This is a genomic window from Lutibacter sp. (assembly GCF_030692605.1).
GTDB lineage: Bacteria > Bacteroidota > Bacteroidia > Flavobacteriales > Flavobacteriaceae > Lutibacter.
The window spans coordinates 13,770-36,940 of the sequence record NZ_JAUYUD010000002.1 but is presented as its reverse complement, the minus strand read 5'-3'; the positions used below and the strand labels follow the sequence as shown (position 1 = coordinate 36,940).

Below are 23,171 nucleotides of genomic sequence, written 5' to 3'. Positions count from 1 at the left end.
TGAAATCAAACAATATATAGACTATTATAATAACGAAAGAATTAAATCAAATCTAAACAAAATGAGCCCGATAAAATATCGAGCTCATTATTGTCAAAATTAATTATAAATTTGTCTAACTTTTTGGGTTCAGTCTAAATTTGCTCGCTTTTTTTTATTTTCTAATTGGAAGATTTTGAATTAAATCAACATATAAATTTACTTGTTTTTTTAAATTTTTACGTTCAATTATTTTATCTAAAAACCCATGTTCCAAAACAAATTCAGAATATTGAAACCCTTCTGGTAATTCTTTTCCAGTGGTGTCTTTTACAACCCTTGGACCAGCAAAAGCAACCAATGCGTTCGGCTCGGCAAAATTTACATCTCCTAACATTGCATAACTAGCAGTAGTTCCTCCAGTAGTTGGATCTGTACATAAGGAAATATATGGAATACCTACTTCTGCAAGTTGTGCTAATTTAACAGATGTTTTTACCAATTGCATTAAGGAATAAGAAGCTTCCATCATTCTAGCTCCACCAGATTTTGAAATCATTAAAAAAGGTATTTTATTTTTAATAGAATAGTCGATAGCTCTTGCAATTTTTTCTCCAACAACACTTCCCATCGACCCACCAATAAATGCAAAATCCATAGCAGCAACTACCAGATCTTTTCCGTAAGATTTTCCTACGGCAGTTCTAACAGCATCTTTTAAATTAGTTTTTTCGTATGCTTCTTTTAACCTTTCAGTATATTTTTTTGTATCAGTAAAATTTAATGGATCTTTTGATATCATATCCTTATCAAACTCTTTAAACTCATTATTATCGAAAAGAATTTCAAAATATTCTGCACTCCCAATTCTTACGTGATATCCATCCTCTGGACTTACATAATAATTTTGCTTTAGCTCTTCGGCATCAACAACTTTTCCACTTGGAGTCTTGTACCACAACCCTTTTGGAACGTCCTTTTTATCTTCAGTAGGTGTTTGTATACCTTTATCTTTTCTTTTAAACCAAGATGACATATATTTTTATTTTAATTAAAATAGTAGTGCAAATTAACAAAAAAAACAAAGAGAACGTAAAATATAGTTCTCTTTGTTTTTTGAAAATAAATAAATTTTATAAGGTATTAATGCAATTTAAATCTTCAAATGCCTGAAGCAAACGCGTTTTGAAAGTTAATTCTCCTTCTCTCACCCATTTACGAGGATCGTAATGTTTTTTATTTGGCTGATCATCTCCATCTGGATTCCCAATTTGCGTTCTTAAATAATCTATTTTAGAATTCATATAATCTCTAATTCCTTCTGTAAATGCAAATTGTAAATCCGTATCAATATTCATTTTAATAACACCGTACCCAATAGCTTCTCTAATTTCTTCTAAAGATGAGCCTGAGCCACCGTGAAAAACAAAATCAACAGGGTTACTACCTGTGTTGAACTTTTTCTCAATATATTTTTGAGAATTATCTAAAATTTTTGGTGTTAATTTAACATTCCCTGGTTTATAAACTCCATGAACATTACCAAATGACGCTGCAATTGTGAATCTATCACTCACTTTTTTAAGCTCTTCATAAGCATATGCCACCTCCTCAGGTTGCGTGTATAGCTTTGAAGAATCAACATCAGAATTATCAACTCCATCTTCTTCACCTCCCGTAATTCCTAGTTCAATTTCTAAGGTCATACCCATTTTACTCATCCTTTGTAAGTACTTTTTACAAAGTTCAATATTTTCTGCAATTGGTTCTTCAGATAAATCTATCATATGAGAACTATACAAAGGAACTCCATTTTCTTTATAAAACTCTTCACTTGCATCTAATAAACCATCAATCCAAGGCAACAATTTTTTAGCACAATGATCTGTATGTAAAATAACTGGAATCCCATACGCTTCTGCCAATACATGAATGTGTTTTGCTCCAGCAACCGCTCCAGCAATTGCAGCTTTTTCATTTGCATTAGATAATCCTTTTCCAGCATTGAATTGAGCCCCACCATTTGAAAACTGAATAATTACCGGTGAATTAACTTCTTTAGCCGTTTCCAACACTGTATTTATAGTATTTGAACCTATTACATTTACAGCTGGTAAGGCGAATTTTTTAGCTTTTGCTAATCTGAAAATTTCTTGAACAGTGTCTCCTGTAGCAACTCCTGGTTTAATTGTATGACTCATATTATATTATGTTTTATTTAATGAAATTTTTCTAAGCAAATTTAATGATTAAAACGTTTTAATTATCATACCAAAGGGAAAAAAACGAAATCGAAATAGTAAAAGAACAAATTAAAATGGGTAACTAATACCAAAATTATATACATTATTTTTAAAATTATAGTTCTGAAACCATTTGCTATTACCATTAAAATAGGGCTCATATGTTTTAAACCCTATGTCTAATCGTAAAAGAATAAAGCTTAAATCGTACCTAATCCCAAACCCTGTTCCTACGGCAATATCCTTTATAGAATTTAATCCATTAAATTTTGCATCGGAGTCTGTTACATCTAAATTTGTAATATCCCAAATATTACCAGCATCTATAAATAAAGCACCCTTTATACTGTTTAAAACTTTAAACCGGTATTCTAAACTACTTATAAATTTTAAATTTCCTACATTATATTCTAACCCACTTTTAGTAGATCCTGGTCCTAAATCGTAAATTTTCCATGCCCTTAAATCGTTCGAACCTCCAATAAAATAACTTCTATTAAAAGGAATTGTTTTTGAATTTCCATAAGGAATTGCTATTCCTAAAAAACTTCTGAAGGCCAATACATTATCAAAATGTACTGTCCAGAATTTTTTGTATTCTAAATCGGTTCTAATATATTGAGCAATTGGAGTATTCAGCAATGTTTTATTTCCATTTGAATCTTCCTGTTTAGCTAAAATAGTAGAAACATTACCTGTTGAAACAAACCGAACTCTAAAAAAGGAGAACTCAGTATCTTTATAATTTTCGGCATTATTTATTGTAAAACTATATTCCATGGATGGAATAAAAACGTCTTCAGTTATAATATTATAACGTGTTTCAATATTTTTTGCTGCCTGATATTCTTCAGGATTGGTTTGTTGAAAATTTGAATTGATATTTGTTCTTAAAAAATCAATGGCATTATCTCTTGAAAGAGAAATAGTTGGAAAATAAGTTTGTTGTATATCCTTTAAATCATTATACTCTGAAGTATAAATTGAAAAATAAGAACCAATATTCAAATTCTTAATATATTGGGCGTTTAATAATTGAAAACTGTGACTCTTTATGTCCGAAGTTTCCCATGTATAATCCACAATTCCTGTGAATTTTTGTTTATCTAATCCAATATTTTTTTGCAAACTGGTTCCTAAAGTAAAAGTTGTTCTTGGAGAATAATATTTTGGTACAATTCCTTCAGATTCAAAAGGAAGTAAAAATCTAGGTAACTCAATAGAAACATCTGCACCAATTTCCCAAGCATTTAGTAATTTTTCACTATCAGCTGCATCTTTCGAATCTAAAAAAGAACCTTGAATAGAAAATTTTAAAATCTCTGCACCTTTAAAAATATTTCTATTTAAAAAAGACAATTTGCCCGAAATCCCAAGTTGCCTAATATTTGAATGTGTTAACTCTGTATTAAAACCTAGTCCATATTTTTTTAAAGGTGATAATAGAATAGATGCTTCAAGATCATCATTTTCAAATTCGTTATATTTAATGTCGACCGTTCTAAAATTTTTTAAACCACGCAATTGTTTTCTGGTAAGCTCTCTTGTCTCATCCATATAAACCGAATTAGGTTCAATAAAAATAGAATTCAATAACAATTTTGGATTAAATTGAATTTTATCTTGAGCTAAAAAGGTATAACCTTCATAATTAAGGCTGTCTTTTATAGGCTCGTCTCTAGTATTATAAGTGTAATCGGTATATATTTTAACATTTCTTATTTTTTGAACCTTATACGGTAAGTTTGTAATACTGTCGTTTATTAAAAGTAAAACATTGGATTTATATTTTGTAAATGAAGAATCCGCTTCAAAATTAATTGCATTTTTGTTAAACCTATAAATACCCGAATTTCTAAATAAGGTAGAAAGTCTTTCTTGCTCCTTAACAAATAATTCTATTTTAAACAAATCACCATTTTTTATAAATGAATTGCTTTTGTGATTATTATAAATTGAATCTATAACCTTAGATTCAATGCTCACACTAACTGTATCAATAAAATACTGCTGGTCAGTTTCTATAAAATAATCTACAGCAACTTTTTGGTTCTTTAATTCACGATCTTCAAAAACAACTTTCGCTTTATAAAAGCCTTCATTAAAATAATGCTGTAACAAATTTTCTGAAGTCATTAACGCCTTTTTTGAACTAAAAATAACAGGAGCTTCCCCATTTTTTAAAATCCATTGGTGTGTATTAAATTTGAAATTTCGAAGTCCAATTGCCTGCTTTTCAGAAAAAACTTTTGTTGTAAAATTATACCAATTTGGACTTTCAATTTTCCACTTTTCAAAATCAGATTCAAACTTTTCATTTGCAAGATTATAAAAATAAAGTGGTAGTGGAACTCCTAATACAAGCTGGTTAGGGCGTTGCACTATATAGTCGTTTATTTCATTATCTATATTTTTTTTACCGTTTATATAAATGCTATTTTTGACAAGCAAATTTTCATTTTCTGGAACATATTTAACCGTATTACACGAAATAAAATTTACAGTTATTCCAATAAAAATTAATACTATTATAAAATTGTATTTCAATAAATAAGCGTTTAAATTTGTTTCAAAAGTAACTCTCTAGAGTTTTGCCAAATTACAAATTTTTTAAATTATATAATGAGTTTAAGCAAAAATCAATTAAAATTAATAAAAAGTCTTTCACAGAAGAAATATCGTGTAAAAACTCAATTATTTATTGTTGAAGGATCGAAAGGGGTCGCTGAATTTTTAAATTCAAATTTTGAACTTGAACAACTTTTTTGCGTTGATGATTCTAGTTATAAATCGTATGAAAAAGTTCAACAAATTTCAGAAAATGAGTTGAATAAAATAAGTTCTCTGAGTAATCCAAATAATGTTTTGGCACTTTTCAAAATACCTTCTGAAAACCGACCTGAAAACAAAGGATTAATACTTGCTTTAGATGAAATAAACGATCCAGGGAATTTAGGAGCAATTATTAGATTATGTGATTGGTTCGGAATTACATCTTTAATTTGTTCAACAAATACAGTTGATTGTTATAATACAAAAGTAGTTCAGGCTTCTATGGGTTCTCTAAAAAGAGTTAATGTTTTTTATACTGATTTGCACGAGTATTTATCAAATTGCAAACTTCCTATATATGGTGCTATGTTAGAAGGTGAAAATGTACATAAAGTAACATTCCCTAAAAATGCTGTTTTAATTATGGGAAACGAGGCAAATGGAATTTGTGATACTATTATCCAAAAGCTGACTCATAAAATTACCATTCCTCGATTTGGAAATTTGAAGCAAACAGAAAGTTTAAATGTTGCAACGGCAACGGCAATTTTACTCAGTGAATTTAGGCGTTAAGTTAGTGAAAAGCTAATTTTAAAAACAATCCTCTAGTTCCAAAATAATCAATTTGACCTGTCCAAGGGCTGTTTGGATTATTGTCTTTTACTAATTCGTTATTAATAGCAAAAACACCTCTTATAGATGGTGAAAAAATGAAATACGGTAAATAAATATCAATTCCAGCACCAATTTCATAGGTAAAATTATTTTTTTTCATTCTAAACTCTCCATCGAAGTTATCATTTGGATTGTCTTGATTACTTGAAAAATTATAATCATACGAAACCCCACCAACTAGATATGGTCGAATATTATTGTATCTATCGGCATTTAGTTTTAACAACAACGGAATTCTCAAATAAGTTCCATTTACTTGTCGTAAACTGTCTTTTTCTCCACCAGGAATTTGAGTATAAACTAAGGTTTTTGAGTTACTGGACAGCCCTGGCTCTAACCTTAAACTTATATTTTTATGTAATCTCAAATCTCCTATTAACCCAACTTCAAAACCAACACCTGGCTCCACATCAACAAATGATGTGTTGTTTAAATATGAAATTTTAAATTCTTTTCTGTTAATTCCTAAATAATAGCCCCAAAAAACAGTTTGCTTATCCCAATTTTGACGATACTCAACACGCTCTTTTTTTTGAGCAAACATTCCAGTCCAACTCAACAAAATGAAAGATAAAATTAAAATTACCTTTTTCATAAATTATTTTTTTGCTACGTAAATTGAAGCCACTCCAAATGTTTGCGGTCTATTTTCTACAGCTATAAACCCATTTTTTAGTAAAATATTGTTGAATTGCTCTCCATAAGGAAAAGATGCCGCAGAATTTGATAGATATTTATAAGCTACTTTATCTTTTGAAAATATTTTTCCAATTAAAGGAAGAATTTGTGTTGAATAAAATTTATACCCTTGCTTAAATGGTGTTTTGCTTGGTACTGAAGTTTCTAAAACAACAAAAGTTCCTCCAGTTTTTAAAACTCTATAAATTTCTAATAGCCCCTTTTCCAAAGATTCAAAATTTCTAACTCCAAAAGCAACGGTAATAGCATCAAAAGATTCATCTTCAAATGGCAAATTTTCAGAATCACCAAACATCATATCAATGGTATTCTCTAAATGTAATTTTTTAATTTTTGACCGACCAACTTGAAGCATTCCTTCAGAAATATCTATTCCTACAATTTTGGAAGCTGTGGTATCAATCAAATTAATTGCCAAATCTCCTGTTCCTGTAGCAATATCTAAAATTGAATTAGGATTGGTAGTAGCAACAATTTGAACTACTTTTTTGCGCCATTTTACATCAATACCAAAAGAAATTACACGGTTTAAACCATCATATTCCTTTGAAATTGTATCGAACATTTTAGCTACTTGTTCTTTTTTTCCTAAACTTGAATTGCTATATGGTTTTACTTTTTCGCTCATTTAAACCTAATAATTTACCGCAACAACCTGATCAATTTTTCCAGGTATTAATTGCTTCAGCATGTTTTCAATTCCGTTTTTTAAAGTAATTGTTGAAGAAGGGCATCCACTACACGCTCCTTGCAAAATTACTTTTACTGTTTTACTTGAAGAATCATATGATTGAAACATAATATTTCCGCCATCAGAAGCTACTGCAGGCCTAATGTATTCATCTAAAATACTTATAATTTGAGCCGAAACTTCATCAAAAGATTCATTTTCGATATCATTATTAATTGCCTTACTTATTGGAATTGCACCATCAATTATTGTTTTTCCATTTGCAATATATTCTCTAATAAAACTTCTTATTTCAACAGTAATTTCTCCCCATTCCACCGACTCATCCTTGGTAACTGAAACATAGTTTTCAGAAATAAAAAGCTCTTTAACATAGGGAAATTTAAACAATTCAATAGCTAACGGAGCTAATAATGCTGACGCTGAATTTTTAAATTCAAAGTCATAGTCAACAATTTTTTTATTAGCTACAAATTTTAAAACTGATGGATTTGGTGTAACCTCTGCGTAAACTTCCACAGGAATTTTTTGTGTGTTTTCCTCATTAATAATTAATTCTTTACCAGAATTTAAATAAAGCTCTAATTGCTCTTTTACTTCATTTTGAACATCATCCCAAGAAACAATGTCGAAACGTTCAATGGCAATAAAATTAGTCGATATATAAACTCTTTTAACAAAAGGTAAATAAAACAATTGCTGTGCCAATGGAGATTTTATGGCTTCATCAATATTATTAAATTGATGACTTCCACTAGTTAAAATTTCATTTGATATAAATTTTATAATAGTGGCTATTTTGGTATTTTCAATATTTAAAGAAATAGTTCCCATAATTTTTAATTTGTGCAAAAGTACTAAAACATATTTAAGGCATCACATAAAAAAAGCCTCAAAAATAGAGGCTTCTATATATCTTAATTTTTAAAATCTATAAATTCAATACTAAAGTAGCTGTCACCTTTGAAGTTTCAAAATTTAATTCTGCTCCATTTACAACATTAGAATCTGGGTAAAAATTATATGGAGCTGTATTTGTTTTTTGTTGATATGAAACATCGAACTTAGCGCCTCTAAACTTATACCCTGCACCTATTGAAAACCCTTCAATATTATCTGATGAAATTGATGTTTTGTACGGACTTTTCTCTGTAAAATATCCTCCTCTAATGGATAATTCATCAAAACGCCACTCGGTACCTATTCTAAATTCTCCAACACTTTTTAAATCTGAAGTAAATTCTTGATTTTCATTTGAAAAATTACCATTACTTAATTTAATATTGCTATAATTTTTATAAATATAATCAACGCTTAACAACCCTTTTTTATCAAAAATATAGGCGAAACTTGTAGTTAGTTTACTAGGCGTTTTTAATTGATATTCAAATCCATTAACACCAGAATAGGTGTCTTGCGGTGGATATTCATTGGTTATATTTACATTCTTTTCATAAATATCTACATCATATTCAACAAATTCCTCTGCCAAATTATACCAAACAGGTGTTTGATAAGCCAAACCAATACGTATATTTTCATTTAATTTAGAAATAAGTCCAAAGTTAAATGAAACACCATCTCCATAGGTTATTAAATCTTGTGTTTGGCTAATATCGAATTTATTTCCGCCTCCGTCACTATTATATTCATCAGTTAAAACCCGCTGTGAATACTCTATATCGTAGGTATTAACTGCAAAACCAACATACAAGTTATCATTATATTCAGATGCTATTGTAAATGAATATTTATTATTTCTTCCATCAGTTATATTTTCAAAATAATGACCATCAGAAACATTGTATATAACAGAAGGATCATAAATATCAGTAATAGGAGCAAATCCACTATTTCCACTTGCAATCCACATATTTTCAAAATCATTTATTTTACTATAATTAAACCCTAATGCAAATTTACCCCAACCCGAATTATTTCGATTATAATTTTTAAAAACAAAAACTCCACCTGCTTGTGATAAACTCAAATAATCATTTTCTGTTAATTCCTTAGTTCCGTAAAATGTAGAGCCAATTGTACTACTTCTAATATCTAAAGAAAGAGAATATTCACTGTTGACAAAAATTGCAGCGCCAGCAGGATTTGCTTCCATGGCAGATAAATCACCTCCTAAAGCACCAAATGCCCCACTCATACCATTATATCTTGCCGTACCATTTATTTGTTCGCCAGCAAACAAAACTCCTAAATCATTATAACTTAAGGTCTGCGCATTAGAAATGTAAGTAATACAAAGTATTACGATTAAAACTAAATTTTTCATTTTGAATAAAATTAAATTTCTAAATATGTTTAATTACCACCTCCTCTTGGAGATGAAGAACCTCTTGAACTACTGCCACTGCTGCTTCTGCTAGACGAACCACTACTTGAAGAGCTGCTACTATTTGACGAATTGCTACTTCTGGCTTGGGTTGAAGAACTTGAGCTATTATTTGAACTAGAGGAATTGTCTATAGCCGAATTATTTCTAGTTCTAGTGGATGAAGATCTTGAATTTGAATTTGGGTTTCGTTGAATTGTATTGGAAGATCTTGAATTAGAATTAGAATTTGGATTTCGAAATATATTTTGATTTGAACCCGTTGGTTGTCTGTAAATACTATTTGCTCTGTTGGAGTTGTTTTCAGTACTACTTCTTTTTACACTTGTATCGTAATAATTACCTCTTCTATTTGAACTAATTACATTATTGCTATTGTTACCCGCCGTTCTATCAGAATTTCTAACAGTAGTTGATCTGGCCGTTCTTTTCCCATAACTGTCATACCTATTGAGGTAATTATTTTGGTAATAATTTCCATAACTGTAATAACCATAATTTGAATAATATCCACCATAATAACCATAAGAATATGGGCTATATCCGTATCCATAATAATAACTTGGCCCATAATAAGGATTAAAAAATCTTACTCTCCAAGGATTGTAATAATTGTAATTGTACGAATTATAATATGGATAATAGAACGGATTATATCCGTAATATTGGTAACTATCATACCCCGAATTAAGGTTTATTGTTACATTACCTGTATATTCCCATGGAGCATCGTAATTATTTTCATCATAATATTCTTCATCTTCATACCCATAAGAATCAATGTCAGTAAACGTATCGTTTGCATCAATACCTTTTAAATCTTCTAATTGTCGAGAAAAATAACTTTTATCGAATGTTGATTCATTCTCAACAATTACAACTTCTCGCTCGATAGGTCTTTCCTTTGAACCGTATATACCATCATCATCATAATTATAAATACTTTGATAGCTACCACAGCTTTGTAAACTAACAATAACAACTAATAAAACACTTAAGGAGACATATTTGCGGATAATTGAATTTATAGCTTTCATAATCATTTGATGTTTTTATTGTTGAACTATTTAAAAAAAACTAATTTTGTCGAAATTTAGCACTTTTCCATTAAAAAAGGTGCAATATTTATGCCAAACTTTTAATTATGAGTAACAAATTAACGAAGAGAGAAACCGACTATTCTAAATGGTACAATGAACTTGTAGTAAAAGCAAATTTAGCTGAAAATTCAGGGGTTAGAGGGTGCATGGTTATTAAACCCTATGGGTATGCAATATGGGAAAAAATGCAGGCCGAATTAGATAGAATGTTTAAAGAAACAGGTCATGAAAACGCCTATTTTCCATTATTTATACCAAAATCATATTTAAGTAAGGAAGCCGCTCACGTAGAAGGATTTGCTAAAGAATGTGCCGTTGTTACACATTATCGTTTAAAAAATGCCGAAGATGGAAGTGGTTTAATTGTAGATCCTGAAGCAAAATTAGAAGAAGAGTTAATTATTAGACCAACCTCTGAAACTATTATTTGGGATACTTATAAAAGATGGATTGAATCATATCGAGATTTACCGCTTCTAATAAATCAATGGGCGAATGTGGTACGTTGGGAAATGAGAACAAGATTATTTTTACGAACCACTGAATTTTTATGGCAAGAAGGCCATACGGCTCATGCCACTAAAAAAGAGGCTGTTGAAGAATCTGAATTGATATTAGATATTTATGCTGAATTTGCTGAGAAATTTATGGCCATGCCCGTTATTAAAGGTTTAAAAACTGCTAGTGAAAGATTTGCAGGTGCAGAAGAAACATATTGTATTGAAGGTTTAATGCAAGATGGGAAGGCATTACAAGCTGGAACGTCACATTTTTTAGGGCAGAATTTTGCAAAAGCATTTGATGTTCAATTCACCTCAAAAGAAGGAAAAAGAGAATATGTATGGGCAACTTCCTGGGGTGTTTCAACTCGTTTAATGGGCGCTTTGGTTATGACTCACTCTGACGATTTAGGGCTGGTTTTACCGCCTAATTTAGCACCTATTCAAGTTGTTATTGTTCCTATTCATAAAACAGATGAAGAATTAGATGCTATTTCTGAAAAAGTTAATGACATAACCAAAGGATTAAGGTCAAAAGGAATTTCAGTGAAATTTGACAATCGTACTACCTATAAACCAGGATGGAAATTTGCAGAATATGAATTAAAAGGAGTTCCATTAAGGATCGCAATGGGGCCAAGAGACTTAGAAGCAGGCACTTTAGAAATTGCACGACGAGACACTCATGAAAAACGTACAATTTCACAAAATGAAGTTGTAAGTTTTGTTGAAAACACGCTTATTGATATCCAGGAAAATTTATACAATAAAGCGTTAAACTATAGAGAAACACATATTACTGAAGTAAATTCATTCGAAGAGTTTAAAGATGTATTAGATAACAAAGCTGGTTTCGTTTCTGCACATTGGGATGGCACACCTGAAACAGAAGAAAAAATAAAAGATTTGACTAAAGCAACCATCAGATGTATTCCTTTAAATAATAAATTAGAAGACGGAAAATGCGTGCTAACCGGAGCAAAATCTGAGCAAAGAGTCCTTTTCGCCAAAGCATATTAAAATTTTAAAGAAATATTTTGCAGATTGAAAAATAGTTGTAAATTTGCATCCGCGTTGATGAAATAAAATTAGTCAATGAAACAGTAAATGGTCCGTTCGTCTAGGGGTTAGGACGCCAGGTTTTCATCCTGGTAACAGGGGTTCGATTCCCCTACGGACTACAATAATTAAATAAAAAATTAGAATGGCAAATCACAAGTCAGCATTAAAAAGAATTAGAAGTAATCGCGAAAAACAATTAAGAAACAAATATCAGCATAAGACTACTCGTAATGCTGTTAGAAATTTACGCGCTTCAACCGAGAAAAAAGAAGCTGAGGTTTTATTTCCTAAAGTGGTTGCTATGCTTGATAAGTTAGCAAAGAAAAATATAATTCATAAAAATAAAGCTGGGAACTTAAAGTCTAAATTGGCTAAGCACGTAGCTGCACTTTAGTATTAAATAAACTTTTACAATAATAAAACATCACAATTGTGGTGTTTTTTTTTATTAGTCCTTTTTGATATATTTACCATTCATAGGTTCTGTTAGCATCTAATCGAATTAGTATAAAAAGTAATACTGTAAATCCCCACAATGCAGAACCACCATAACTAAAAAATGGTAATGGAATACCAATAGTAGGAAGAATACCTATTACCATTCCAATATTTATAGTGAAATGTGTGAACAAAATTGCCGCAACACTGTACCCATAAACTCTACTAAATTTTGATTTTTGCCTTTCAGCTATTTTGATTATTCTCAAAATAAAAAGTATAAAAATTGCTACTAAAATCGTACTTCCGATAAACCCCCACTGTTCACCTACGGTAGTAAAAATATAATCAGTTTGTTGTGCAGGCACAAAATCTCCTTGAGTTCTTTCACCTTGTAAAAAACCTTTCCCAAAGAACCCTCCAGATGCAATTGTAGTGATTGATTGATTGGTATTATAACCTATACTTTTAGTATCTTCCGTTTTTTCAAATAGAATATTAAATCGATCTCTATGATGCTGTTCAAATACATTATTGAACACAAATTCAACACTAAAAATAAATAAAATTGAAATAAAGAAAGCTCCCACCATTCTAATCCAACCTCTTTTTAAGGCTTTACTTCTATATAAATATAGATACAATAAAATGAATCCAAAAACTGCAATGGCACCTATAATGGTATTATTTGAACCAAAAATCAAAGTTGTTATAAATAAAACCAATGACAAAACCCCAAATGAAAAGTGATACACCGGTAAACCCTCTCTATATAAAACAAAAATAAAGGACCCATAAACCAAGGCTGAACCTGGATCAGGCTGAAGAATAATTAAAATTGCGGGGATTAATAATAATAACAATGCCTGAATTTGAGTATTTGTTTTTTTAAGGTTTAGTTGCTTGTCATTCAGAAGTTTAGCCATTGCAAGTGCAGTTGCTACCTTTGAAAATTCTGATGGTTGAATGCTTGTCATTCCTAAATTATACCAAGATGTAGCACCATTTATATTTTTACCAAAAACAAATAACCCAACCAAGGATAATACGGTGATTACATAAATAATTGAAGCATACTTTTCAAAATATCTTGATTCCAGTAGAAAAATAAACATAATTAACACAAAACTCAAGGCTATCCATATAAGTTGCTTCCCATATTCAGTTGCAAAACTAAATGAGTCTCCATTTTCAGAAATAGAAATAGTTGTTGCATAAATATTTAACCATCCTAAAAAAATAAGTATAAGGTAGAACAAGACTAATGTCCGATCAATTCCATAAAATATATTATCCTTTCTACTTCTCAATTTCTTTTAACTACCACCTTTTGTTTTCTGTATTCATCTTCCAAACTACCATTATACATTCTTTCTTGAGTATCGATACGGCTGATTTCGCCTTTTAAATATTGTTCAATCATTAAAGTAGCAATTGGTACCGCCCATCTAGACCCCCAATATCCATTTTCTACGAACACTGCAATGGCTATCTTTGGATTATCTTTTGGTGCAAATGCAATAAATATAGAATGATCTTGACCATGTGGATTTTCAGCAGTCCCTGTTTTCCCACAAATTTGTAAGCCCTCAACTCGAGACCCTCGAGCTGTTCCATTTGGTTGCTCAAATACATTAAACAATCCCTCAATTACAGGATCAAAATGCTTAGTATCAATAGTAGTGTAAATAGGTTCGGTATATTTTTTATCTAAATTTTTTCCTCTAATATTTTTTACAATATGAGGTGTAAAATAAAATCCTCTATTGGCAATGGCAGCCGTCATATTAGCAAGCTGAATTGGTGTTGTTAGCACCTCACCTTGCCCTATTCCGTTTGAAATAGTTGTAGATGCCCTCCATCTGCCATTTGGATAAAATTTGTTGTAAAAATCACCATTTGGAATCAATCCTTTTTGCCCAACAGCCAAATCATTATTTAAATATTTCCCAAGTCCAAAACTTTCAACATGCTTATTCCATGCATTCATTCCATCATACGGTTTTCTGTATTTTTCTATAACTTTTCTATAAGCTGTCGCAAAATAACTATTACAAGATCTGTAAATGGCTTTGTCCAACATTACAGCACTCCCATAGGTATCACAATGGCATTTCATAAACGCCTTTTCACTTGAACCGTATTTATAACCACCAAAACAATAAACTACAGATTTAGTAGTAATTACATTTTCTTGCAGCGCTGCTAAAGCTGACATAATTTTAAAAGGTGATCCAGGAGGATATTGTGCTTGTAATCCCCTATCTAAAAGCGGTTTACTATATACATCTAAATATAATTTAGAAAAGTTTTTGGATCGTTCTCTCCCAACCATTAAATTTGGATCGTAGGTTGGCATTGAAATTAAAGTCAATATTTCACCCGTTGAAGGTTCAATTGCTACAATACCTCCTCTTTTGTTCGCCATTAAAGCTTCACCATACTGTTGTAATTTTGAATCAATTGTTAAAGTTATATCATTTCCCGCAACAGGCAAAGTATCATATAATCCATTTTTATATGGCCCAATTTCTTTATTAAATCTATTTCGCTGAATAAATTTTACTCCTTTTTTCCCTCTTAAAATTTCTTCATATGTTTTTTCTACACCTGCAGTTCCAATAAGTTCGCCCATTTGATAGTACGCATTATTATTGATAATATTGTCATCAACTTCACTAATATACCCTAAAACATTAGGAGCTGAATTTATGGGATATTCTCTCAAGGAGCGTCTTTGAATATAAAAACCCTTGAATTTATGCATTTTTTCTTGTAAAAAAGCAAAATCTGCTTTTGACAATTGCGCTACCAAAGTAGAAGGAATACGTGTTGAATATTTAACTGCCTTTGCCATTTTTGCCAAAAATTCATTTTTTGTAATTTTAATTAAATTACAAAACTCAATGGTATCTAACTCGATCACATCTCTAGGAATTACCATAATATCGTAGGTAAGTTGGTTAGCTACTAATAAAACATCATTTCTATCATAAATAAAACCACGCTCAGGATAATCATAAGTTACCTTAATAGCCGAATTATTAAAAGCAGGCAATTGATATTTGTTTGGTAAAATTTGCAAATAAAATAAGCGAACAACAAATATTACACCTATAAAAATTATTAAAAAAGGGAATAATCCGACTCTTTTCATTACTTCTTTTTAGAAAACAACAATATACCAATAATACTAATTAATATAGTAAAAATACTTGTTAAAAGAGTTTTAGAAATTATTGATGTAAATTCTGAAAAACTAAAATATTCCAATCCGAATATAATAAAATGATGAAGAAAAGTTAAAAACGAAATATAAAAAAAGGCTTTATTAAATGCAATTGCTCTTAGATTAAACGAAACAAAGTCAAAATCAGATTTACCTAAAATCATTTTAAGAATTGGCATTCTAATAAATGCAATAAAAAGTGTTGCAGCAGCATTTATACCACCAGAATTCATAAAAATATCTATGAAAATACCCAGTAAAAAGCTTAACAATAAAAAAGTTCCTTGTTCTTTTTTAATTGGATAAAGAACAACCCATAAAATATAAACCATTGGGTTTACGAAACCAAACAAGTTAACTTGATTTAAAACAAATACTTGAAGTAATATTAAACCAAAAAAACGAATGAAATTATTTAAAGCCAAATTATTCATTATTCACACTTAGTTCTAATAGTTGTCTTTCTTCCTTTCTAAAGTTCTTAATAATTTGAACATGACCCAATGAAGTCATATCATTAAACAACTTCACATTTATTTTTGAATAGTAATTATTTTTTAATTCAATTTCTTCAATGATTCCAATATTAATTCCTTCTGGAAAAATAGCTGATTTTCCACCTGTAATAATGGTATCTCCAACTTTTAATAATGCTTGCCTAGGAAGGTCAACAATTTGAGTAATGTTTGGATTTTTCCCATCCCAAACCATAGTGCCAAAATGATCATTTTTTTTAAGGCGTACGTTCATTTTAGAACCGCTATTTAAAATTGAAAATATAGTTGCATAGTTTTTGGATACCTTATTAATTACCCCAACAACCCCGCTACTATTTATAACCCCTAAATCTTCTGAAATACCGTGCAAGGCACCTTTATCTATTGTTAAATAATTATTTTTACTAGAATAATTATTATTAATAACTTTCGCAATGGAATATTCATATTGCTGAAAATACTCAACACTATCTTTATAAATGTATGTGGGATTGCTGTAATCAATTCCCTTAATATTTAATAAGTTTTTTAATTTTATATTTTCTTCTGCAAGACGATGATTCTCAGTTTTCAGAAAAAAATATTCAGAAACAGTGTTAGCCTTTTTATAGATACCACCAGTAATAAAATTGGCAGAATTAATAAATTTACTTTGATGATAATTATGGTATTGAAATGTAAAAATTAAAGCAATAATTTCTAAGAAAATAAAAAGCAGTAAGTATTTAAACTTCTTTAATAAATAAAATAATTGCTGCATAGTTTAGGCTTAGAAACTTCTATTTCATTAATACATTTTGATATTTTTCAAGATCTTTTAAAGCAATTCCTGTACCCATAACAACCGCTCTTAACGGATCTTCGGCAACATATACTGGTAAATCAGTCTTTCTCGATAATCTCTTATCAAGACCTCTAAGCATAGATCCCCCTCCAGCTAAATAAATACCAGTATTATAAATATCTGCGGCTAATTCTGGTGGTGTTTTAGATAAAGTTTCCATAACCGCATCTTCAATTCTAAGAATTGATTTATCAAGTGCTTTTGAAATTTCTCTATAAGAAACTTGAACTTGTTTTGGCTTTCCGCTTAATAAATCGCGACCTTGAACAAGCATATCATCTGGTGGCGTTTCCAAATCTTCAGTAGCTGCCCCAACCTCAATTTTTATTCTTTCAGCTGTGCGTTCCCCCACATATAAATTATGTTGAGTTCTCATATAATAAGCAATATCTGACGTAAATACATCTCCAGCAACTTTAACAGATTTATCACAAACAATTCCACCAAGGGCAATTACTGCAATTTCAGTAGTCCCTCCGCCAATATCAATAATCATATTTCCTTTTGGCTGCATAATATCTATTCCTATACCTATTGCTGCTGCCATTGGCTCATGAATTAAATAAATTTCTTTAGCATTCATATGCTCTGCAGAATCAATTACGGCACGTTTTTCAACCTCTGTAATTCCAGAAGGAATACAAATTACCATACGAAGTGAAGGTGCAAAAAAACGTTTTTTAATTGAAGGAATACTCTTTATAAACTCCTTAATCATTTGTTCCGAAGCCTCAAAATCAGCAATTACACCATCTTTTAATGGTCTAATTGTTTTAATACTTTCATGTGTTTTTCCTTGCATTAAACTAGCTTTTTTACCAGTTGCAATTATTTTCCCCGTGTTTCTATCTATTGCTACTATTGACGGAGCATCAATAACAACTTTACCATCATGAATAATTAAGGTATTTGCAGTACCTAAATCAATGGCGATATCTTCAGTCATAAAATCGAAAAAACCCATGTATCCTTTTTATTTTATATTTTTTATATTAAAATCGTACAAAGTTACTAAAAATTAGTGTTTAAAATGACGAGTTCCTGTAAATATCATCGACATTTTATTTTCATTACAATAATCAATTGATAATTGATCTTTTATTGACCCCCCTGGCTGAATAACAGCACTAATTCCCTCTTTATGGGCCATTTCTACACAATCTGGAAATGGAAAAAAGGCATCGCTCGCCATAACAGCGCCTTGTAAATTAAAGTTGAAATTTATAGCCTTAGTAATTGCTTGGTTTAATGCATCTACTCTACTTGTTTGCCCTGTTCCACTCGCACAAAGCTGTTTATCTTTTACTAAAACAATGGTATTAGATTTGGTGTGTTTACATATTTTTGAAGCAAAAAACAAATCTTCTAATTCATTTTTTGAAGGTTGTAAAGTTGTGGCATATGTCATTCCATTGTTTGAATCAGTTATCAAATCTTTATCTTGCCATAAGACTCCGTTTAAGGCGGTTCTAAATTGAGTTTGTGGAATTTTAACTTCCTTCTGAATTAAAATGATTCTATTTTTTTTACTTTTTAGAATCTCTAAAGCATCCATTGAATAGGCCGGAGCTATAACCACTTCACAGAATAATTTATTTATTTCTTCGGCGGTATCTTTTTCTATTGTTTGGTTTGAAATAAGTACACCTCCAAAAGCAGAAGTAGGATCACCCGATAAAGCATCTAAATAAGCGTTTTTTAATGTTTCTCTTTGGGCTAATCCACACGCATTATTATGTTTTAAAATTGCAAATGTTGGTAATTCATTTTTAAATTCACCAATTAAATTTACAGCAGCATCAACATCCAATAAATTATTATAAGATAATTCCTTGCCGTTCAATTGATCAAATAGCTCATTTAAATTACCATAAAATATTCCTTTTTGATGGGGATTCTCTCCGTATCTAAGCGTTGTGGCATTATTAAAACTTGCTCTAAAACATGTGTCACTTTCATTTAAATAGTTAAAAATTGCTGTGTCGTAATGACTAGAAATTGAAAACGCATAAGAAGCAAATTTTTTACGTTGTGTCAACGTAGTTGCCCCATTTTGATCAGATATTATTTGCAAAAACTCCTGATATTGATCTGTAGACGAAACACAAATTACATCGTTATAATTTTTGGCAGCACCCCTAATTAATGAAATTCCGCCAATGTCAATTTTTTCAATAGTTGCTTCTAAAGTTGCATTACCACCCAACGTTTTTTCAAACGGATATAAATCTACAATTACAATATCTATTTCAGGAATTTCGTACTGTTCGAGTTGGTATTTATCATTTTCATTGGATCTTCTTGCTAAAATACCGCCAAATACCTTTGGGTGTAATGTTTTTACTCTTCCTCCAAGAATAGAAGGGTACGATGTCAAATTTTCAACTGCAACTACTGGAATTCCCAAACTTTTAATAAAGTTCTCTGTACCACCTGTTGAATATAAAGTTACACCCAATTTATTTAATTGTTGAATAATTGGTTCTAATCCATCTTTATGAAAAACAGAGATTAATGCAGATTTAGCTTTAGAGAAGGTGTCCATTTTAGTTTTTTTTATTGAGTGGCAAAGCTACTAATTACCATTTGCTTTAACAATACAAAATAGAAGGAATTTATTTGATTAAAATACCACTTAAGTACTTACCAAATAATCCCATTCCATATAAATAAACAATTATAACAGAGAATTAGTATAAAAAAGTATTTAATATAATTTTGATACTTCGCCACAAATAAATTCCAACAACTGTTCATCTTCTGAAGTAAACGGATTTACAAGATGTGAATCAATATCAATTTGGCCAATATTTTTGCCATTTACAAAAATAGGAATCACTATTTCGCTTTTTATTTTCCATCCACACGAAATATAATTGTCTTGTGCTGAAACATCTGGAACAATAAAATTTTTATTACTCACGGCTACTTGCCCACAAATCCCCTTTCCAAAAGGAATAACAACATGTTCGGTTGGTTCTCCAGCAAATTCCTTTAAAATTAATTCTTCTTTTTCTCCATTTCTAAAATAAAAACCTACCCAATCATAATGCTCAATTTCAGTTTTTAAATAATCACAAATGGTTTGAAGTTTATACGAAATGGTATTATTACTTTCAACAATGTCCAAAATAGCATTTTTAAGGATCGTAGTATTCATATTAAATTGTAATTTTATGCAAAAATAAAATTCTTTTAGTGCAAAGTAATAAAACCATACTATTATTTTTAGTGAAATTCTTCGGAACCTATTTATTATTGTTTCTGCTATATTCTATTTACCTTAAAAACACTCAAAACACAACCATCTTTAGCTGTGATCCAATTACCAGTAATGTAGCAAAACAAACGAATTATTTATTAAAAAATTTAGGATATAACATTTCCTATGAACAACATGCAAATGAATTATCTGTAAATTTAATGATTAATAATCACGTAATTGCACGTGTAATTGAAGGCTGCAACGCCATTAGTATTATTATTTTATTCATTGCCTTTATAATTTCCTTTGCCAATAAATTTAAACCAACATTTTTTTTTATTATTATTGGAAGCTCCTTCATATACATCTTTAATATATTCCGAATTGCAATAATTACCATTGCATTATACAAATATCCCGAATATGAAAAATTCTTGCACGAAATTTTATTTCCAACTTTAATTTATGGAGCAACTTTTCTTTTATGGATTATTTGGGTTAAAAAATTTTCCAAAATTGCCAAATGAAAAAATTATTAAACTTACTTTTAATTATATTCTTATTTGGACTTCTAATAAGTGTTCGAGCGTTTATAGAACCTTTTTTTTATGACCCATTTATTCTCTATTTTAAAAACGATTATTTGCATAAATCTATTCCAACTTTAAATATCCCAAACTACTTTTTACATGTTTTTTGTAGGTATGTTGTAAACACACTTATTTCATTATCTATAATCTTTGTTATTTTTAAAAACAGGCTAAATGTAGTATTTGCTCTAAAATTTTATGCCTTAGCCCTAATTTTTTTAAGTCTTTCGTTGTTTTTAATTCTAAAATTAGAAGTTTTTCAAAATACATTAGCACTTTTTTATGTTAGAAGATTTTTAATTCAACCATTATTTATATTTATTTTAATCCCTGCTTTTTTTTATCAAAACTTATTAAATAGCGATAAATAAATTCTGTATTTAGCTTATTATCAGCATTATATAAAAAATTGAATATAATATTTAGCATCTTTAATTAATTTTAATTAATCTTATTAAAAATATTACTTGTATTATTATGTAACATTAATCAAATATCTGCGTATACTATAATGACACCCTAATAAAAATACAAAGTTTTAAATGAGACAACTTAAAATTACCAAGCAGGTTACTAATAGAGAAACCGCATCATTAGACAAATATTTACAAGAAATAGGAAAAGTTGATTTAATTACCGCTGAAATGGAAGTTGAATTAGCTCAGCGTATTAGAGCCGGAGATCAAGCTGCATTGGAAAAACTCACAAAAGCGAACCTTCGTTTTGTTGTATCGGTTGCAAAACAATATCAAAATCAAGGACTTACATTACCAGATTTAATTAATGAAGGTAATTTAGGATTAATTAAAGCAGCAAAAAGATTTGATGAAACAAGAGGTTTTAAATTCATCTCCTATGCTGTTTGGTGGATTCGTCAATCTATTTTACAGGCACTAGCTGAACAATCTCGTATTGTAAGGTTGCCTTTAAACAAAATTGGTTCTATTAATAAAATTAATAAAATGTATGCGTTTTTAGAGCAAGAGAATGAAAGGCCTCCATCTGCTGAAGAGATTGCTAAAAAATTGGACATGACCGTTAATGACGTAAAAGAATCTATGAAAAATTCTGGTCGTCATGTATCAATGGATGCTCCTTTAATTGAAGGTGAGGATTCCAATTTATACGATGTTTTAAATACAGGAGAATCTCCAAATCCAGATAAAGCTTTATTGCATGAATCTTTAAAAGTTGAAATTGAACGCGCTTTAGAAACATTAACTCCAAGAGAAGCTGATGTAGTTCAATTATATTTTGGTTTAGGTGATGCACACCCAATGACGTTAGAGGAAATTGGTGAAACATTCGATTTAACAAGAGAACGTGTTAGACAAATTAAAGAAAAAGCAATTAGAAGATTAAAACATACTTCTAGAAGTAAAATTTTAAAAACTTATTTAGGATAAAAAAAAGAAAAACGCTCGAAATATCGAGCGTTTTTCTTTTATAAATTATATTTTTGTAAACAAAACACAAAAGATGAATAAAATTATTGCTCCGTCCATGTTAGCTGCAGATTTCGCCAACCTCCAAAGAGATATAGAAATGGTAAATGCAAGTGATGCAGACTGGTTTCATATTGATGTTATGGATGGTATGTTCGTACCAAATATATCCTTTGGAATGCCGGTAATTAAAGCCATTAAAAAACATGCAAAAAAAACAATGGATGTTCATTTAATGATTGTAGACCCAGATCGTTATATTTCAGATTTTAAAAATGTTGGAGCCGATATTTTAACGGTTCATTATGAAGCTTGTACTCATTTACACAGAACCATACAAGCCATAAAAGCGGAAGGTATGCTTGCTGGAGTTTCTCTAAATCCACATACGCCTATTGCTGTTTTAGAAGATATTATTGTAGATTTAGATTTGGTATTGATTATGAGTGTTAATCCAGGGTTTGGCGGACAAAGTTTTATTGAAAATACCTTTAAAAAAGTAGAACAACTGAAGCATTTAATTGAATATGCTGGGTCAAAAGCATTAATTGAAGTTGATGGCGGTGTTACTATTGAAAATATTGAAAAATTATCAGAAGCAGGTGTCGATGCCTTTGTTGCAGGAAGTTTTGTTTTTAAAAGTGAAAATCCGATTCAAACTATTACTGATTTAAAAAGATTAGTTTCTTCTAAATAATTTTCAAATCAATATTTGAAAAGCAGCAGCTCAAAATCTCTGAAAGTCAAAATAGCTTGGGTGATCTCCCAAGCTATTTTTGTTCAATTTTGTGTTCATCTAAAATTAGAATTTAGTATAAAAAAACTCTTTAACATTTAAAGCTACCATTCATTCCT

Annotated in this window: 23 protein-coding genes and 1 tRNA gene; 9 read left to right on the top strand and 15 right to left on the bottom strand. The window is 30.0% G+C overall.

Annotated elements, in window-relative coordinates:
* Window positions 1–4 precede the first annotated feature (4 nt).
* Window positions 5–103: an IS3 family transposase gene (locus Q8S45_RS00180; RefSeq protein WP_371132950.1), complete on the top strand. Its 99-nt coding sequence runs from the start codon at window positions 5–7 to the stop codon at window positions 101–103.
* A gap of 51 nt (window positions 104–154) precedes the next feature.
* Here Q8S45_RS00180 and accD read toward each other — a convergent pair whose 3' ends face one another.
* From accD to Q8S45_RS00165, 3 genes are all read right to left on the bottom strand, one after another.
* Window positions 155–1,015: an acetyl-CoA carboxylase, carboxyltransferase subunit beta gene (gene accD / locus Q8S45_RS00175; RefSeq protein ID WP_305600128.1), complete on the bottom strand. Its 861-nt coding sequence runs from the start codon at window positions 1,013–1,015 to the stop codon at window positions 155–157.
* A 97-nt stretch (window positions 1,016–1,112) separates the two neighbouring features.
* Entirely contained in the window at window positions 1,113–2,180 is a 1,068-nt protein-coding gene (fbaA, locus tag Q8S45_RS00170) for a class II fructose-bisphosphate aldolase (RefSeq protein WP_305600126.1), read from the bottom strand.
* Window positions 2,181–2,291: 111 nt separating this feature from the next.
* Window positions 2,292–4,769 carry a BamA/TamA family outer membrane protein gene (locus Q8S45_RS00165; RefSeq protein WP_305600124.1) on the bottom strand — a complete coding sequence of 826 codons (2,478 nt, stop codon included), beginning with the start codon at window positions 4,767–4,769 and terminating at the stop codon, window positions 2,292–2,294.
* A 75-nt stretch (window positions 4,770–4,844) separates the two neighbouring features.
* Between Q8S45_RS00165 and Q8S45_RS00160 the strand changes: the two genes are divergently transcribed.
* Window positions 4,845–5,567 (top strand): RNA methyltransferase, encoded by a 723-nt coding sequence (locus Q8S45_RS00160; protein WP_305600122.1) that lies wholly within the window; start codon window positions 4,845–4,847, stop codon window positions 5,565–5,567.
* A gap of 1 nt (window position 5,568) precedes the next feature.
* Here the strand turns inward: Q8S45_RS00160 and Q8S45_RS00155 are convergent, their stop codons facing one another.
* From Q8S45_RS00155 to Q8S45_RS00135, 5 genes are all read right to left on the bottom strand, one after another.
* Window positions 5,569–6,264: a porin family protein gene (locus Q8S45_RS00155; RefSeq protein ID WP_305600120.1), complete on the bottom strand. Its 696-nt coding sequence runs from the start codon at window positions 6,262–6,264 to the stop codon at window positions 5,569–5,571.
* A gap of 3 nt (window positions 6,265–6,267) precedes the next feature.
* Window positions 6,268–6,996 (bottom strand): bifunctional demethylmenaquinone methyltransferase/2-methoxy-6-polyprenyl-1,4-benzoquinol methylase UbiE, encoded by a 729-nt coding sequence (ubiE, locus tag Q8S45_RS00150; protein ID WP_305600117.1) that lies wholly within the window; start codon window positions 6,994–6,996, stop codon window positions 6,268–6,270.
* Window positions 6,997–7,002: 6 nt separating this feature from the next.
* Window positions 7,003–7,893, bottom strand: coding sequence for a NifU family protein (locus Q8S45_RS00145; RefSeq protein ID WP_305600115.1), 891 nt, complete (start codon window positions 7,891–7,893; stop codon window positions 7,003–7,005).
* 97 nt (window positions 7,894–7,990) lie between these two features.
* Window positions 7,991–9,346: an OmpP1/FadL family transporter gene (locus Q8S45_RS00140; protein WP_305600113.1), complete on the bottom strand. Its 1,356-nt coding sequence runs from the start codon at window positions 9,344–9,346 to the stop codon at window positions 7,991–7,993.
* A 29-nt stretch (window positions 9,347–9,375) separates the two neighbouring features.
* Window positions 9,376–10,443, bottom strand: coding sequence for a hypothetical protein (locus Q8S45_RS00135; protein WP_305600111.1), 1,068 nt, complete (start codon window positions 10,441–10,443; stop codon window positions 9,376–9,378).
* Window positions 10,444–10,550: 107 nt separating this feature from the next.
* On the opposite strand from Q8S45_RS00135, the gene proS reads away from it, so the two are divergent.
* From proS to rpsT, 3 genes are all read left to right on the top strand, one after another.
* The gene (gene proS / locus Q8S45_RS00130) at window positions 10,551–12,026 is read left to right on the top strand and encodes a proline--tRNA ligase (protein ID WP_305600109.1); all 1,476 of its coding nucleotides are present in this window, start codon (window positions 10,551–10,553) and stop codon (window positions 12,024–12,026) included.
* 89 nt (window positions 12,027–12,115) lie between these two features.
* Window positions 12,116–12,187, top strand: a tRNA-Glu gene (locus Q8S45_RS00125).
* 23 nt (window positions 12,188–12,210) lie between these two features.
* Complete coding sequence (gene rpsT, locus Q8S45_RS00120; RefSeq protein ID WP_305600107.1) at window positions 12,211–12,462, top strand: 30S ribosomal protein S20; 252 nt, start codon at window positions 12,211–12,213, stop codon at window positions 12,460–12,462.
* 73 nt (window positions 12,463–12,535) lie between these two features.
* On the opposite strand, the gene rodA is transcribed toward rpsT, so the two are convergent.
* From rodA to Q8S45_RS00085, 7 genes are all read right to left on the bottom strand, one after another.
* The gene (gene rodA / locus Q8S45_RS00115) at window positions 12,536–13,816 is read right to left on the bottom strand and encodes a rod shape-determining protein RodA (protein WP_305600105.1); all 1,281 of its coding nucleotides are present in this window, start codon (window positions 13,814–13,816) and stop codon (window positions 12,536–12,538) included.
* Window positions 13,813–15,663 carry a penicillin-binding protein 2 gene (gene mrdA, locus Q8S45_RS00110; RefSeq protein WP_305600103.1) on the bottom strand — a complete coding sequence of 617 codons (1,851 nt, stop codon included), beginning with the start codon at window positions 15,661–15,663 and terminating at the stop codon, window positions 13,813–13,815. The genes rodA and mrdA overlap by 4 nt, the downstream gene beginning before the upstream one ends.
* A complete protein-coding gene (gene mreD, locus Q8S45_RS00105; protein WP_305600101.1) occupies window positions 15,663–16,169 on the bottom strand; it encodes a rod shape-determining protein MreD in 507 nt (168 codons plus the stop codon). Before mreD ends, mrdA begins: the two co-directional genes overlap by 1 nt.
* Window positions 16,162–16,992: a rod shape-determining protein MreC gene (gene mreC / locus Q8S45_RS00100; protein ID WP_305600099.1), complete on the bottom strand. Its 831-nt coding sequence runs from the start codon at window positions 16,990–16,992 to the stop codon at window positions 16,162–16,164. Before mreC ends, mreD begins: the two co-directional genes overlap by 8 nt.
* 19 nt (window positions 16,993–17,011) lie before the next feature.
* Window positions 17,012–18,040 carry a rod shape-determining protein gene (locus Q8S45_RS00095; RefSeq protein WP_305600097.1) on the bottom strand — a complete coding sequence of 343 codons (1,029 nt, stop codon included), beginning with the start codon at window positions 18,038–18,040 and terminating at the stop codon, window positions 17,012–17,014.
* Between the two features lie 54 nt (window positions 18,041–18,094).
* Window positions 18,095–19,621 carry a bifunctional phosphoribosylaminoimidazolecarboxamide formyltransferase/IMP cyclohydrolase gene (gene purH / locus Q8S45_RS00090; protein WP_305600095.1) on the bottom strand — a complete coding sequence of 509 codons (1,527 nt, stop codon included), beginning with the start codon at window positions 19,619–19,621 and terminating at the stop codon, window positions 18,095–18,097.
* 162 nt (window positions 19,622–19,783) lie between these two features.
* Window positions 19,784–20,236: a GAF domain-containing protein gene (locus tag Q8S45_RS00085; RefSeq protein ID WP_305600093.1), complete on the bottom strand. Its 453-nt coding sequence runs from the start codon at window positions 20,234–20,236 to the stop codon at window positions 19,784–19,786.
* Window positions 20,237–20,274: 38 nt separating this feature from the next.
* Between Q8S45_RS00085 and xrtF the strand changes: the two genes are divergently transcribed.
* From xrtF to rpe, 4 genes are all read left to right on the top strand, one after another.
* On the top strand, window positions 20,275–20,808 hold the full coding sequence (gene xrtF, locus Q8S45_RS00080) for an exosortase family protein XrtF (protein WP_305600091.1): 534 nt from the start codon (window positions 20,275–20,277) through the stop codon (window positions 20,806–20,808).
* On the top strand, window positions 20,805–21,242 hold the full coding sequence (locus Q8S45_RS13905; RefSeq protein WP_371132947.1) for an exosortase F system-associated protein: 438 nt from the start codon (window positions 20,805–20,807) through the stop codon (window positions 21,240–21,242). Before xrtF ends, Q8S45_RS13905 begins: the two co-directional genes overlap by 4 nt.
* Window positions 21,243–21,413: 171 nt before the next feature.
* Entirely contained in the window at window positions 21,414–22,277 is an 864-nt protein-coding gene (locus Q8S45_RS00075; protein ID WP_305600089.1) for an RNA polymerase sigma factor RpoD/SigA, read from the top strand.
* A 73-nt stretch (window positions 22,278–22,350) separates the two neighbouring features.
* Window positions 22,351–23,013 (top strand): ribulose-phosphate 3-epimerase, encoded by a 663-nt coding sequence (gene rpe, locus Q8S45_RS00070; RefSeq protein WP_305600087.1) that lies wholly within the window; start codon window positions 22,351–22,353, stop codon window positions 23,011–23,013.
* Window positions 23,014–23,171 lie beyond the last annotated feature (158 nt).

Bases quoted from the DNA above. Each gene is read 5' to 3' on its own strand.
- Q8S45_RS00135 (WP_305600111.1), bottom strand. From the start codon at position 10,443: ATGAAAGCTATAAATTCAATTATCCGCAAATATGTCTCCTTAAGTGTT.
- Q8S45_RS00145 (WP_305600115.1), bottom strand. From the start codon at position 7,893: ATGGGAACTATTTCTTTAAATATTGAAAATACCAAAATAGCCACTATT.
- proS (WP_305600109.1), top strand. From the start codon at position 10,551: ATGAGTAACAAATTAACGAAGAGAGAAACCGACTATTCTAAATGGTAC.
- rpsT (WP_305600107.1), top strand. From the start codon at position 12,211: ATGGCAAATCACAAGTCAGCATTAAAAAGAATTAGAAGTAATCGCGAA.
- rpe (WP_305600087.1), top strand. From the start codon at position 22,351: ATGAATAAAATTATTGCTCCGTCCATGTTAGCTGCAGATTTCGCCAAC.
- Q8S45_RS00140 (WP_305600113.1), bottom strand. From the start codon at position 9,346: ATGAAAAATTTAGTTTTAATCGTAATACTTTGTATTACTTACATTTCT.
- mreC (WP_305600099.1), bottom strand. From the start codon at position 16,992: ATGCAGCAATTATTTTATTTATTAAAGAAGTTTAAATACTTACTGCTT.
- mrdA (WP_305600103.1), bottom strand. From the start codon at position 15,663: ATGAAAAGAGTCGGATTATTCCCTTTTTTAATAATTTTTATAGGTGTA.
- Q8S45_RS00085 (WP_305600093.1), bottom strand. From the start codon at position 20,236: ATGAATACTACGATCCTTAAAAATGCTATTTTGGACATTGTTGAAAGT.
- fbaA (WP_305600126.1), bottom strand. From the start codon at position 2,180: ATGAGTCATACAATTAAACCAGGAGTTGCTACAGGAGACACTGTTCAA.
- mreD (WP_305600101.1), bottom strand. From the start codon at position 16,169: ATGAATAATTTGGCTTTAAATAATTTCATTCGTTTTTTTGGTTTAATA.
- Q8S45_RS00075 (WP_305600089.1), top strand. From the start codon at position 21,414: ATGAGACAACTTAAAATTACCAAGCAGGTTACTAATAGAGAAACCGCA.
- Q8S45_RS00160 (WP_305600122.1), top strand. From the start codon at position 4,845: ATGAGTTTAAGCAAAAATCAATTAAAATTAATAAAAAGTCTTTCACAG.
- Q8S45_RS00155 (WP_305600120.1), bottom strand. From the start codon at position 6,264: ATGAAAAAGGTAATTTTAATTTTATCTTTCATTTTGTTGAGTTGGACT.
- purH (WP_305600095.1), bottom strand. From the start codon at position 19,621: ATGGACACCTTCTCTAAAGCTAAATCTGCATTAATCTCTGTTTTTCAT.
- ubiE (WP_305600117.1), bottom strand. From the start codon at position 6,996: ATGAGCGAAAAAGTAAAACCATATAGCAATTCAAGTTTAGGAAAAAAA.
- Q8S45_RS13905 (WP_371132947.1), top strand. From the start codon at position 20,805: ATGAAAAAATTATTAAACTTACTTTTAATTATATTCTTATTTGGACTT.
- Q8S45_RS00095 (WP_305600097.1), bottom strand. From the start codon at position 18,040: ATGGGTTTTTTCGATTTTATGACTGAAGATATCGCCATTGATTTAGGT.
- accD (WP_305600128.1), bottom strand. From the start codon at position 1,015: ATGTCATCTTGGTTTAAAAGAAAAGATAAAGGTATACAAACACCTACT.